Raw genomic sequence first — 13,121 nt, 5'->3', positions numbered from 1 at the left:
TGTTATTGATCCTCTTCTTTTCTAAATTCAATTTCATTTTCTTTGATATGGACTAGCAGATTGTAATAATGACCAATCCCATTGATTTTTAATATTTTCTTCCATTGAGTAACATTGACGTCAGAGTAATAGGCAATGATCCCGATATACTTATTCTTTTTATCCAACTCAATGGGATCGAGCGGCTTATATTGATCAGGTAAAAGGGTGTAATCTTGATGATCGATATAATTTCTCTTTAATAGTTTTTTCAGATCGCAATCTTCTTCAATAATTTGGTCTTGATCTAAAGAGGCAAAGATCGAATCTTCATTCATATAAACAATTTGTAATTGAACCGGTGTTGCTTCTCCTTGATGATTAGGATTGATTTCAGGCTCAGCTAATAATGTGAATGAGACAACCGAGGATTGCTCTTTTTCTTTACCCACGGGCGTTGATGGGTCCCATATGACTTTGCCTATTTTTGACATGGCTTCAATAGGGCCACTGCACCCACTTAATTGGGTGGCTACAAAAATAAAAAAGAGATAAGCCATGAATGTTTTTATCGACATATCACACCTCATCGAGCCCTTTTCTTAAGGCTCGGTCATAAGCGTGGGTATAGACCTCATAAAACAGTTTCTCAAAACCTTGTTGGCGAGATGATGCTAACTCGTTGTAATAATTGGTATACATATCCCAAGCCCAAGCGCTATCACTTGGAGTATTGTCGTAACTACGACGATAATGGGAAAAGCGTTTTAATAAATGCTCTGGCGAGAATGCTTCTAATAGTGTGGTTAATGCAGCGGAAATGGCTTCTTGATTAGCATAATAATGTAATTGCACATTATGTAAGCTTTCTGCGACAGCCGAAGGCGCAGATAAATGTACAGGGCTACGTTCATCGGTAAACATTAAACGCATAACACTGTCATATTCATTATTTAAACGAAGCGGATTATCTTCAATTGGGCGCAGTTGTTTATCTTGTAAATTTTCCTGCTGTTGTAATGCCAACAAACCTTTTATTGCAGATTGCGTCGTTTTTCCTAATTCAATAAGAAAATCATTTGCTTGCTGTGAATTTTGTAAGTTAAGGTGTACGCCTAGCCCTTTCATTAATGGATTAATTGCGACATAGTCTACGTCTGCATTTGTTTCATTATCTTGAGACGTTATTTCTGGCAAATCCATAAATTCCTGAACCATGAGATCTCCCTGGTTATCTGAACGAGGCGAAGAAAGAGCGTAGTGATGTGTGTTAGATGATGAGCCTTGAATAAGCTCTAAGCTTTCGCTTTCAAGGGCTTTTAATGGATCATGTGTCATTGAGCCTGAAACTGTCGGAGCTAAAGGCATAATATGGCTTTCTGTTTTATGAACCGAAGGGGAATTTTTTTGTAGCAGGGGATCGAGCGGATTATCATCAGTCTCGATCAACGATTGTGGTGTCATCGCCATAAGATCAGGCTTATTGTTTTGCGTTAAATTGATATTAACGGATAAAACAAGTTGCCCAATTTTGATCTGATCATTTTGAGATAAACAGACCGCCCCAATATGAATGGGGATCAGGGCGTTGTTAATATAAACAGGCTCAGCCAGTGTTTTTAAACAAAATTGTTTATCTTGCCAAGCGATAGCGCACTGTGTAGATGCAATAGATGATTGAGTATCTTGTATTACCCAGTGTGATTGTTTACTGCTACCAATCGTGCCACCAAGTTGCGTGAATTGACTATTTGGTACATAGCCACTTTCAAGCAACTCACTATTTATTAAGCGAAAAGAGATTGTGGGTAAATAATTATCCATAAATATTATTCCAAAATAGTCATTGTCACACTAGGATTGGCTTCTGGTTTTCCGAGAAAACTTTGCCAACCTAATTGATTGTGTTGTTCTTTACCTAAGCAGATCCCATATGCCTGTTTGTCGGCGATACGCAGGCGTAAATCCCATGCAAGTTGTTCATGCATGATGTAAGAAACAAAAGTAATAAGTGACAAAAAGTCCTTGCCATTGGGAAGAAACGACATATAGCGATCGAGTGGTAATTCACTGATTTCAATCGTGCATTTACCATTGCAATCATAGATATGAGAGCCAATATTAAAATTCTCACCTAAAACCATTTTGGGGCGAGATTTCTGTCCGGAATGACGAGCAATAATCCCTAAACGGTTTTGTTGATCTTCAGGGATAGGTACTTTGCGTATTTCCCATCCGATCAATTCAACTTTTTCTAAATCAAAACAGTGAGAAATTAAGCTACAAATAACATCGGGAGAGCGACTCGGACTGGCAAGCAATCCAGCATAAGCCAGCATTTTGCTGTGGTTGATGTTCATCATGCCACGATTGGCTTCACTTCCTAGCCCTACCAAAGAGAACATATGACGAGAAAATGCGTCGTGGCCACCATCTTCGAAACAGATGTAATAGCGATATTTACGCCATATACGATGGAGTAAAGTCACTAAGCGGTGATTAAATAAATTAAGATAATCCGTTAATTGATTGGCTTGTTGAGCTTCTTCCCACGCGAAATGATCAAGGTAATAACCCGGCAATGGCGATTGGCTACCATGTAAACCCAAAAAAGAGACTTCAAGATCAAATTGACCTTGTTCATCTTGGCGTAATGAAACGACATCACGAGTTGGAAACGCGGTATTAGCGCTTGATCTAAACTGAATAACGCTTTCATTATTCAATGCTGTTTTTTGAGAATGCAGTTTATTAAGCAACTCAACTAATTGATAGAAGCTGTATTCAGTAACAGATTTGCCCGCTTTTTTATTTAGCCAGCTTTGTATTTTCTCAATATCTGTTATTTGAGTATTTGCTGGTTTATTTTCGCTGGCCAAAGATAAATTTCCTTATTATCTAAATTAATAACTTCCAATTCGTGAAACATATTAACGCTGGTATAAAGGGTGAAAAATTGTGCTAATACAGAACAAAATAGATACATCGCTCCTTCTGAAATAAAGGCATTTTGATGTATCGATAATGTTGTTTTCACACCTCTTACTAGTAAGCCTTTATATAAATACTCGATAGACTCTGTTTTTAAATTTGTGATTGCATCGAGGCATTTTTGAGATTGACGAGCTGATTGCTGATGAAACGTCGCTTTAAAATCATATAGCTGTAAGATTTGTTTGAGTGCGGTTAAGCTCAATAGAGATTGATAATTAATAGATAAATTAGTGAGTTCTGACCAATACAACGTATTTCCTAATAAAGGATAAAGTGCTTTTGTTGGCTTAATAATATTACTAGCAGATAACACCCCTGAAATAACGTTGTTCTCATCAAGCTTTATCGAATGAGAAGACAATGAAGAAGCTAATGTACGATTAGTACAGTTCATTGATACTGAAATGCTTTCTTCACAATTTAGTAAATCAGCTTCATTGTTTCGCACAAATGACAAGGTGTGTTGATAACCATAATTTGATTTATGATGTGCTATTTTTAAACGGTAATAACCCGTTCTTTCGGGATTATCTTGATTATTTTGATGATGAAAACTCTCAAAAGCTGTGTATCGTGTAATATAAGAACGCTGATTCGGAATATAGCGCAAACCTTGGACCGTATTTATCGAAAAAATATCATAACAATCTTGTTTTTTATGGCTTTTATTTAAAACATATTCTGTTTCTTTTCCCGTTAAATTTATCGCTTCACTTTCTGATCCAAATAAATTAACAGCGGGTACGCAATTTATCTTTATGCAATCTTCCGTGATTAGCATGGCTTCTGGAATATCACTGTCAAATTGAATTGATAATGTAAAAGTATCAGAAACCAAAGCAGGAGGGATGTTATCTAATCCTTGAATGGATAAAGACATAAAAGCTTCAGGAAAACAAAAATATTCCTGCAATAAGCGATATCCTTCATAACTGTTTTTCGGATAAGGCAAAAGAGAGTCTTCCGCATGAAAACCAATCGGTTCAACCGCAAAATTCTCTAAGGTAAATTGACGCTGAGCCGTTGTTATTTTTGCTTTTTTAACTTTGCTATTTAATAAATAAAATAACTGAGTCGTTGTATAGGAAAGACCATTAAGATAAATACACAGTTTCTCTAAGCCAACTGTGGATAGCGACTGTAATTGGTTTAGAGAAAAATGAATATCTAACGTGTCTTGATTTTGAGTCACTTGTGCTATTTGTATTGGAAGTACCCATAAATCACGACACTGCGTAAATTGGCATTTATGCCAATTATCTTCATCATTTTCGGCTAATTCATTTTGAATATAGAGTGGGCGGCTAACAAAAGGTTGCCCCTTTGCTATTTTTATCGCACATTTTTGAGTGGCTTCAGTACGATATTCTATTGCTGTCATACTAGGAAATGGACGCGCGTAAGCAGGCCATAGCATATTAACTAAACTGTTTGTCAGTTCAGGAAATTGTCTGTCTATTTGTTCTCGTAAATTACCTGATAAATAAGCAATGCCATCTAAAAGCCGCGCTGCATCAGGATCACGCACTCTTTCAGATATTTGATTAATAAGCTGCGGTTTTTCAGTTGCAACATATTGTTCAAGTTTATCGAGATAACTTAATTCATTATTAAAATAGTGATTTGAAGACATATTAAAATTGCGTCAATTGATATCTACGGTTGCTGTCTAATTGCACGTTAAATTCAATAAGCTGCTTTTGATTTTCTAATAAGATAAAAGCCGTAATATTAAATTGCAGTGACAGGGGCTCTGCTTCATTTTCTATAAAATGAACAGTGACATTGCTTATTCTTGGCTCATAAGTCGTAATGCAATCCGCAATAATATTGGATAAATGAACCTTGAAATCGACTCCTGTTAATGTCGCATCGTTTAAATCAGGAACGCCTAAAGCAGGAGTACTTTGGCAACCTAAAGGTCTGCTATTTAAAACCTGATTTAAATTTTGCTTAATTGACATGAGTAACGCTTGGATTTTCGCGCGTTGGGAAGAGCCTACGCTCTTCCCTTGTATGCGCTCAAATAAACTGGAAGCGGGGTTGTCTTCCAAATTATATAGAGCTGTCATCGCACTTATTCCTTATCTAAGCGACCAACAAGCGATAACTCAAAGTTTGCACCCATGTATTTAAAATGGGGGCGAACTTGAATAGCCACTTGATACCAACCTGGATCACCATCAACATCAAGAACTTGGATTTGAGCTGAGCGAAGAGGGCGTCTACTACGAACATCTGCTGGTGGATTTTCTTGATCCGCAATATATTGTTTTAGCCAGATATTAAGCTCACGCTCAAGATCTTGACGCTCTTTCCATGAGCCAATTTGTTCGCGCTGTAGGACTTTAATATAGTGAGCTAAGCGATTGATAATAAACATGTAAGGAAGTTGAGTTCCTAACTTATAGTTAGTTTCTGCTAATTTTCCTTCACGTGTATTAGGATAGTTTTTCGGTTTTTGTACTGAATTTGCAGAGAAGAATGCCGCATTATCACTACCTTTACGCATTGTTAAAGTGATAAAACCTTCTTCTGCTAATTCAAATTCACGTCTGTCAGTGACTAAAACCTCTGTTGGGATCTTAGTTTGTAATTCACCCATCGCTTCAAAGTTATGAACAGGTAAATCACCCACAGTTCCGCCACTTTGAGGACCAATAATATTTGGACACCAGCGATATTTTGCAAAGCTGTCATTAATACAACTTGCTAATAAGAAAGCGGTATTACCCCATAAATAATGCTCATGGTCTTGTTTCACATCTTCAGAGTAATTAAATAACTTAATTGGATTCTCAGTAGGTGAATAAGGTAAGCGCACTAAGAAACGAGGTGCTGTTAAACCTAAATAACGTGCATCTTCAGATTCGCGTAATGAACGCCATTTTGTGTGAGCGGGGCCTTCAAATACTGATTTTAAATCTTTAATAGCCGGTAATTCAGCATAGCTATTAATGCCTAAGAAATTAGGTGAAACAGATGAAATAAATGGCGCATGAGCCATTGCGCCCACGGCACTGACGTACTGCATTAATTTCAGATCAGGCGTGGTGTTATTAAAGGCATAGTTACCAATCACAGTCGCGACAGGTTCACCACCAAATTGACCATAGCCTGAAGAGTAAACATGCTGATAAAAGCCGGATTGTACAATCTCAGGTGAAAACTCAAAATCTTCTAAGAGCTCTTCTTTTGTTGCATGTAAGATATTGATTTTAATGTTTTCACGAAAATCAGTACGATCAACAAGTAATTTTAATGAACGCCATGAAGATTCAATTTCTTGAAATTTTGGCGCATGTAAAATTTGGTCGACTTGAGCACTTAGTTGAGTGTCTAACTCAACAAGCATTTTATCAATCAGCAGTTTATTGATTGGCTCTTCTTCTGATGGATTAGCAAAAATATTACTAATAAAGGCTGCGACGCCTTGTTTGGCAATATCATAAGCTTCAGTTTCTGGCGACATTCTTGATTGTGCCATAATTTCATCAAGCAAAGAGCCACCAGATGTTATTGCCTGCTCTTGTTGGGCTTCATTAACTAAAGACATAGAATAATCCTCTGTAAATATTATTTTTGGCTAGCAATATCGAGCTCTTTGAGTAACTGTTCGCGTGTGGCTTCATTTTCCAGAAGCTCTTGCAGACGTTTTCTAAAAGCAGGAATATTGCCAAGAGGACCTTTTAGCGCAACGAGCGCTTCTCTTAGTTCTAATAGTTTTTTTAGCTCAGGAACTTGGCGTGCAATATTATCAGGAGAAAAATCTTGTAGTGATTTAATCTCTAAATTGACGTTAAGATCAGACTCACTTTTTTCATCTAATGCATTTGGAACCGCAATATTTAGATTAATACCGGCGCTTTCCATAACAGAATTAAAGTTGTTCTGGTTTATCGAAATGGTTTTACGATCTTCAATGGGGGTTTCTTCCGTCTTCCCTTTCATATCGCCCACAATAAGCATATTTAAAGGTAATTCGACTTCAGATTGAACACCACCATCATTAGGGATGTATTTAATATTAATACGTTCTTTGGGCGCAACACTACCAAGAGTATTTTTACTCATTTAAACTAAGCTCCTTATTTAGCTTAAGTTCTTAATTAAATACTCAGCGTATTGATGAATAATTTAAATTAAGAAATACCTATCCTAGGCAATAATGTAATTACCTTATATGAGTTTAATTTTCCTGGTAGAAATAAAATAATAACTAAAAATAAAATAATAAGTAATTTTTTCTAATATATGCATTTAGTTTTATATAAAACCGTCCTTGAGTCAATAAGAAATATTTAGTGTTTTTTACTTTTCATTACATTTAATTAGTGTCGTATTTAATTTAAATATAATGATTTAACTTTATAAGTAAGTTTTTTCATCTATTTTACTCATATTATGCAACTCGATAGGGATAAATTAATTTATATTTAATTTAAATTGCAAATATGGAAAATAGAAATTTCACTATGAATTATTTATTCCAAGATTCTATAAGTATAAGATATTTAACGTTAATTTTACTTTAATTTCTGTTCAGCTATTTATTTTATTTTTTTATATTTAATGTTTGTTTTGATGAAAAATAGAGCTGTGATATAAGTGAAAATAATGTAACCTGTCGTTATTATTATGATTGAAAGTTAAATTTGATATAAGGGAATAATATTAAGTGAAATTATTTGATAAAAACAAGAAGGAATTCTTAAGTCATTTCGAATATGATTGGTAAGATTTTAAATGATATATTACTTATCTCTGATTTATAGACAATATGATATTTAACTTAAATAAAGGTAATTTACTCGCTACCATTATCCTTTATTTTGTTTATGGAATATTTTCCATTCGATATCACTATTGAAGCCTGAACGATAATGGCAGACGATAGAGCCTGAACTATTCCACGGATCGTAAGAGACACCAATATGCATTTGTTGACTTGCAATCGGGAGTTTGATTCCGGTTTCTTGGTGAAACCATTGTTTTAGATTGTGGGTTATTTTTCCTTTAGGGCTATTTTGTATTCCATCCATTAATTTTTCGGGTGCCAAGTACCATGAACTTAGCAAGGTGTTTTCATTTGCGGGTGATGTAAAATGAGTGATCAAAAATAACCGACCATATCGGTTTTTCGCTTTACCTAAAACTAACCGATAAGCGACAGTTTCACCCAGTGAATTGGTTATCCATTTTTCCTAAGGGTAAAGAGAAGTTATGATATCTTTCAGGGTACAGGTAGGTGTTAAGTAGATATCGTTATTTATGATAATCGTATTTTTTTCTGTGTAGCTAATCATAGAGCATCATGAGATATTTATTGTTAATAATCTTAGTGTAATTTAATCAATTGAGCATAAAACGGCTATGAGTAGTATCTTAAAAAGTAGTGGTGATAAAAATATCATTATTAATTAAATCTAATGCAATGTGAAAATTTAAGGTTGACTGAAAGTAAACTATATTTCCTTTTCGTTCTATACTTACAAATGGGTTTGAAGTTGTTGAATATAAAAACCACAATATATTATTATTTATATCTGTTTTGACAATAAAACCATCACTCCCCATTTCACCTTCACCACAGAATAGAATGTATTTATCATCAATCAATATTTTATTATTTATCTGAATTTCAGACCAAAGATCATCATTACTTTGAAGTAAATCATCGAAGGTTGTTTTACCTTTATATAAAAGGAAATATTCCTTTTGATAGGAATGTATTAATTGAGGATTATCAATAAAATCAATGTCGATAAATCTTATCAATCCAGACGGCTCACAAACAAGATCCAGTCCGATTAGCTTATTATTTATCCATTTGTTTTGGATGGGGTTAGTTGGGTTTTTCATAATTTATAACGTATTAAAATAACCATTTGGAAAAATTTATGATAAGTGTTTTTTATAAAACTCTATTTTTTTAGGATGACTGATAACTCTAAAAGCTCTATTAAAATATAGTCTTAACCAGTAAGCATGAATATAATTAAAATACTCATGTGGTTATTTTCTGAAAAATTCATAATAGATTCTAATGTTTCTATAATTTGTTTTTCACTAAAAATTTCATTAGAGGATTGTACAATGATATTTTTTAATTTCATATAAATTTTATTAAATTTATTTACACTTAGAGGATCTTTTGATTTATCGTAATTAATAAATAATGCTGACTCTATATCATAAATAAAAAGATCATCAATTAAAGTAAGTTTATTTTTTAGTTTTTTAATATGATTAACAAAACTTTCACTTTGGATAGATTCTATAACAGGGATGATAATAGTATTGTGATATAAAATTTCAAGATATTTATCTTCAACCGTACTATATAAATTTATAAGAAAATCGCTATCAATATCGATTAATTCAATAATCGGCTAAAAAAAGAGTCATTTAAATTAAACCATATATTAAATGAAAGAATTTCATCACATTTTTCTTTAATCTTGTAAATTCTGTTTTCCATATTAATCCAATGGTGACTAATTAAGAATAGGTTGTATTATAACTAGATAGTAGTCTGATAGATTATGCTTATTAAGTTCACCTAGCTTTTATAAAAATCAAGTATTATAATGGTTTTTTATTATAAAATAACATTGTTCATGTAAAAATTCTAGTTGTGTATTTTTATTATTTTCTTTATTAAATTTCTTTAATTTATATAAAATTTTATCCCTGAACAATTATTTTATATTCAATAGAGTCTGCAATTATATGTACCCATTCTTTTGAAGAAAAGAACTCTGCTAAAAATGAAAATGAATATTTTCCACCTAGATGAAAATATTTTTGGTAGTTTGGCAAGTGTTCTATAAAATGTATTCTATCAGTAACTTTTATAAATTTCCCATTTGTTGTATCTATCGTCCATGATAGCGGTGCATCAATATAGCTTGCATTTCCAAATTTCAATTCAATAAAATAATTTTGGTCTGTTATATCCAAACATCCTTTAACGATTAGATCATTTTTATGGAAGCCACATATTTCCATATCACACCAATCATTTTCTTTTAAAATAGAGCTTATTTTTTCTATATTCATAATGCCAACAATATTTTTAATAAGATATACGGGAGGTGAAAATATTATGACCAACAGTTTTCAGTACTTAATTTAAGTAAAGAACTCATCATATATAAAATAATAATTTAATGCATGAATATATTCGTTTATAGTTGAATCATTCAGGCCCATTCCACTCAAGCTTATCTTTTAAATTTTCTGGAACTAATTTAAATAATAATTTAATGTTTTTTTTATGGGAATTATAGTTGTTAGAATATTGTGAGCTAGCATTTTCTAAATAGTAACGAGCGTGATTATTAAGAAAATATACATCATGTTCAGTCATTTGTGGATAGGATAGTGATTTGACAATATCATGCAATAATTCTGCTTCTTGATAGCAAGTCTTGTCTAATGCTTTTCTTAAAGCGGATAGGGTTTGAATGTTTCTGATATAGGATAATACTTTGTTAAGCATGTCAATATATATACTTGTCTTGTCCATTAAATTTAAATCCTGTTTATTTCTTAATAAGCCGCATGATCAGGTAAAATATATTCTTCCGTGTCTTCATCATAGTAGAAATAACGATTATAATATAGCTAATTTTCTTTATAATCATATGATCTGAAAAAGTATCTATTGGAAAAAGCTTTTTCCAAACTAATGAAAGGAAACATTGGTCATTTATTATTATCCATAGGCCAATCTGTTATATTCTCTAAGTATGCACCACCACCGATATAACCTATTTTATGATCTACACTGTCTATAGTAATTTTATTAAATCCGATTAGTTACACCTTACTTAATAACAACATTTAGATTTTACATATCTTCTTGCTGTCCCCAATTGTTGTTGTGAAATTATATTGCTATCAACAAATAATAGTTGTATAGCTTTAGACATTAATTTCATTTCTAATCGAGTTAACGAAGCATATCTCATTTATACGTTAATTTCATAGTATTGCGTAATATACTTTCAGTCATAGGAACCCAATCATGATGTTCTGGCTTGTATGTTATTTCAGTGAATATTATCGATATCGTTCAGAGTAAAGATTTATCGCATTGATAATTCCAAATAGGGTAATGATTTAATGAGATTATAATACTAGGTATGGCATTAAGTTCTTCCAGCTTGCTTTCAAAGAAGGATTAATATTTTTTTGAAAATTTAATTCCTCTAATATTTAACTTATTTATTTCTTTAAAAAGTTCTTCATTTATAATCAAAACTCTTGAAAATGATTTAGTCAATATTACGATTGCTTCATTATCCAGTATATTTTCGTTTATAACTAGTTTCACTATTTCATCAAAATAACCATGATCCATCGTATAGATAGATTTTTCTTTATCAATAAAATCTATATCATATAGTACATGAGCAAAATAAAAACTATTCTCATATATTATTTTTTTATGGGTAAGAGAAACAGGAAAGTATTCTATTTTAGAATTAAATATGTCAAATATACCTTTTAACTCTTTGGATACTATTAATATTGGGCCACTCATAAAAAAATCACTGGGCTTATTTTTAGATATTACTTTTACCATTAATCTAGGAAAGTCATCTCCTAATTTTTCAGGTAAAGATACTTTATAGTCTAAAATCTCTTGTATGTTTTCGACTACAGCATCTGTATAATATTCATCTTCATATGTTTCTTCTATAATATAATACATATTACACCATATATTTATTATAAGGAGTTAGTTTGTTAACTTAAAATTAAAAGTCAAGGTAACCACCTATAGCTTTTGAGGGGGAAGTGTTATTTTCTATTTCAAGTTTATCAATAAAATCTTTAAAGTTATTAGCAACTAATGTTAGCCCGGAAGCAATTTGTTCATTATTAAAAGAGGGGAGTTTTTCATGATCCCAAAACCATATGGTTCCTTTTATATTTCCTTGATTGCATATACATATTTGATTTCCACCAGATGAACAACCAATAGGTATAAATTTTATTTCAAGATCATTCTTATATGTTTCAATCATTTCAAAAATAGTATAGCCTTTATTGATATTATCTAAACCATAAAAATAATCGATAGTATCTAATCCTTTTTCATCGGCCCATGGTGAAGATTTACTGCCTTTGAAAATTACTATTGCATCAAATTTTATATTACTACCAAAATATAATAAAAAATCATGATAATCCTTAGGTAATACACCTATTATTCTCTCAAGATTTTCTAAAAGGGTGACTTTTTTACTTACGTCAATTGATATAAAATTTACTCTTAAAAATTTGAGTTTGCTTATCATTTCTTATCTTTATTTAAGTTTATTATATCGGATACTGAACTGATGACTTACTGCTGGTTTGATACTAATAAGTATAGATCAATTTCTTTCTCACATTGGTACATTAATTTAAGTGCGGCGTTGTCATAATCACTATAAATTTCTAGATATCCTCGAGTCATATTTTTTGTAATATTATCTTTTAAATTTCCTGATTCTAAAGATAGAAGTACTTTTTTATAAAGTTTTAAAATAGTGTCTATATTATCTTCATTTTTAGTTTTTTTTAGTGCATTTAGCATGTTGATTATTTCATTTATTAAACAGATTAATTCTTTTTTATTCATACAATTATCCTTATCTCTAATTGCACATCCTGTAATTAACAAATATTTAAATTCTTTATTCCAAAAATCTTTTCTTACATATGTCATATTGTTTACCTTATTTATTCTATAGTTGGTTAAATTATTTTTTATTGACCATCAGTTAGTAGTAAAATGGTATTACTTCTTATTTTTTATTTAGAAAGGATTTTTAATTTTTGTATTGCATTTTCATTTCCTATGCTATTTATTCCCCAGATACATTTTACAGCAAGCGAATAATTATCATCAAAATCTAAATATTCTAGTTTCAAATTTGCTGCTAAATATAAAACATAAAAACTTGATGGGCTTCTATATTCTTTTAAAAGTCTAGCTAAGTCTTCATGCTTATAATGCCATTTCTCAATATAAATATACGGTGTTGATAAATTTAAATTTTCATTGATGCTCATGAATTTTTTAGTCTTTAATTAAATTTTAGCATAAATGTGTAACATAATATTCATTTTTTAGTATATTAGTAAAATCC

15 protein-coding genes are annotated in these 13,121 nt (G+C 31.6%); all 15 read right to left on the bottom strand.

Annotated elements, in window-relative coordinates; all coding sequences use genetic code 11:
* Positions 1-2 precede the first annotated feature (2 nt).
* The 15 genes from tssJ to D7029_RS14355 all read right to left on the bottom strand — a co-directional run bounded on the left by tssJ (position 3) and on the right by D7029_RS14355 (position 13,044).
* Positions 3-557 (bottom strand): type VI secretion system lipoprotein TssJ, encoded by a 555-nt coding sequence (gene tssJ, locus D7029_RS14425; protein WP_088494821.1) that lies wholly within the window; start codon positions 555-557, stop codon positions 3-5.
* Between the two features lies 1 nt (position 558).
* The gene (gene tagH / locus D7029_RS14420) at positions 559-1,803 is read right to left on the bottom strand and encodes a type VI secretion system-associated FHA domain protein TagH (protein WP_088494822.1); all 1,245 of its coding nucleotides are present in this window, start codon (positions 1,801-1,803) and stop codon (positions 559-561) included.
* A gap of 5 nt (positions 1,804-1,808) precedes the next feature.
* Positions 1,809-2,858: a type VI secretion system baseplate subunit TssG gene (tssG, locus tag D7029_RS14415; RefSeq protein WP_194951038.1), complete on the bottom strand. Its 1,050-nt coding sequence runs from the start codon at positions 2,856-2,858 to the stop codon at positions 1,809-1,811.
* The gene (gene tssF, locus D7029_RS14410; RefSeq protein WP_194951037.1) at positions 2,822-4,606 is read right to left on the bottom strand and encodes a type VI secretion system baseplate subunit TssF; all 1,785 of its coding nucleotides are present in this window, start codon (positions 4,604-4,606) and stop codon (positions 2,822-2,824) included. Before tssF ends, tssG begins: the two co-directional genes overlap by 37 nt.
* A gap of 1 nt (position 4,607) precedes the next feature.
* Positions 4,608-5,045 (bottom strand): type VI secretion system baseplate subunit TssE, encoded by a 438-nt coding sequence (gene tssE / locus D7029_RS14405; RefSeq protein ID WP_194951036.1) that lies wholly within the window; start codon positions 5,043-5,045, stop codon positions 4,608-4,610.
* Positions 5,046-5,050: 5 nt separating this feature from the next.
* Positions 5,051-6,529: a type VI secretion system contractile sheath large subunit gene (gene tssC / locus D7029_RS14400; protein ID WP_194951035.1), complete on the bottom strand. Its 1,479-nt coding sequence runs from the start codon at positions 6,527-6,529 to the stop codon at positions 5,051-5,053.
* Between the two features lie 20 nt (positions 6,530-6,549).
* A complete protein-coding gene (gene tssB, locus D7029_RS14395; protein ID WP_088494827.1) occupies positions 6,550-7,047 on the bottom strand; it encodes a type VI secretion system contractile sheath small subunit in 498 nt (165 codons plus the stop codon).
* Positions 7,048-7,793: 746 nt separating this feature from the next.
* The gene (locus tag D7029_RS14390) at positions 7,794-8,090 is read right to left on the bottom strand and encodes a hypothetical protein (RefSeq protein WP_194951034.1); all 297 of its coding nucleotides are present in this window, start codon (positions 8,088-8,090) and stop codon (positions 7,794-7,796) included.
* Positions 8,091-8,358: 268 nt separating this feature from the next.
* Positions 8,359-8,835: a hypothetical protein gene (locus tag D7029_RS14385; RefSeq protein ID WP_194951033.1), complete on the bottom strand. Its 477-nt coding sequence runs from the start codon at positions 8,833-8,835 to the stop codon at positions 8,359-8,361.
* Between the two features lie 825 nt (positions 8,836-9,660).
* Complete coding sequence (locus D7029_RS14380) at positions 9,661-10,035, bottom strand: hypothetical protein (RefSeq protein WP_194951032.1); 375 nt, start codon at positions 10,033-10,035, stop codon at positions 9,661-9,663.
* 139 nt (positions 10,036-10,174) lie between these two features.
* Positions 10,175-10,504, bottom strand: coding sequence for a hypothetical protein (locus D7029_RS14375; protein WP_194951031.1), 330 nt, complete (start codon positions 10,502-10,504; stop codon positions 10,175-10,177).
* A gap of 657 nt (positions 10,505-11,161) precedes the next feature.
* Positions 11,162-11,695, bottom strand: coding sequence for an imm11 family protein (locus D7029_RS14370; RefSeq protein ID WP_194951030.1), 534 nt, complete (start codon positions 11,693-11,695; stop codon positions 11,162-11,164).
* A gap of 46 nt (positions 11,696-11,741) precedes the next feature.
* Entirely contained in the window at positions 11,742-12,284 is a 543-nt protein-coding gene (locus D7029_RS14365) for an SMI1/KNR4 family protein (RefSeq protein ID WP_194951029.1), read from the bottom strand.
* Between the two features lie 47 nt (positions 12,285-12,331).
* On the bottom strand, positions 12,332-12,697 hold the full coding sequence (locus tag D7029_RS14360; protein WP_194951028.1) for a hypothetical protein: 366 nt from the start codon (positions 12,695-12,697) through the stop codon (positions 12,332-12,334).
* An 86-nt stretch (positions 12,698-12,783) separates the two neighbouring features.
* On the bottom strand, positions 12,784-13,044 hold the full coding sequence (locus D7029_RS14355) for a hypothetical protein (protein ID WP_194951027.1): 261 nt from the start codon (positions 13,042-13,044) through the stop codon (positions 12,784-12,786).
* Positions 13,045-13,121: the final 77 nt, after the last annotated feature.

This window comes from Proteus vulgaris, assembly GCF_016647575.1.
Taxonomy (GTDB): Bacteria; Pseudomonadota; Gammaproteobacteria; order Enterobacterales; family Enterobacteriaceae; genus Proteus; species Proteus mirabilis_B.
This window is presented reverse-complemented; position numbering and strand designations above follow the sequence as displayed.

Coding starts and splice junctions, on each gene's coding strand:
- D7029_RS14375 (WP_194951031.1), bottom strand. CDS start 10,504: ATGGACAAGACAAGTATATATATTGACATGCTTAACAAAGTATTATCC.
- tssF (WP_194951037.1), bottom strand. CDS start 4,606: ATGTCTTCAAATCACTATTTTAATAATGAATTAAGTTATCTCGATAAA.
- D7029_RS14365 (WP_194951029.1), bottom strand. CDS start 12,284: ATGATAAGCAAACTCAAATTTTTAAGAGTAAATTTTATATCAATTGAC.
- tagH (WP_088494822.1), bottom strand. CDS start 1,803: ATGGATAATTATTTACCCACAATCTCTTTTCGCTTAATAAATAGTGAG.
- D7029_RS14370 (WP_194951030.1), bottom strand. CDS start 11,695: ATGTATTATATTATAGAAGAAACATATGAAGATGAATATTATACAGAT.
- D7029_RS14380 (WP_194951032.1), bottom strand. CDS start 10,035: ATGAATATAGAAAAAATAAGCTCTATTTTAAAAGAAAATGATTGGTGT.
- D7029_RS14355 (WP_194951027.1), bottom strand. CDS start 13,044: ATGAGCATCAATGAAAATTTAAATTTATCAACACCGTATATTTATATT.
- tssB (WP_088494827.1), bottom strand. CDS start 7,047: ATGAGTAAAAATACTCTTGGTAGTGTTGCGCCCAAAGAACGTATTAAT.
- tssE (WP_194951036.1), bottom strand. CDS start 5,045: ATGACAGCTCTATATAATTTGGAAGACAACCCCGCTTCCAGTTTATTT.
- tssJ (WP_088494821.1), bottom strand. CDS start 557: ATGTCGATAAAAACATTCATGGCTTATCTCTTTTTTATTTTTGTAGCC.
- tssC (WP_194951035.1), bottom strand. CDS start 6,529: ATGTCTTTAGTTAATGAAGCCCAACAAGAGCAGGCAATAACATCTGGT.
- D7029_RS14360 (WP_194951028.1), bottom strand. CDS start 12,697: ATGACATATGTAAGAAAAGATTTTTGGAATAAAGAATTTAAATATTTG.
- D7029_RS14385 (WP_194951033.1), bottom strand. CDS start 8,835: ATGAAAAACCCAACTAACCCCATCCAAAACAAATGGATAAATAATAAG.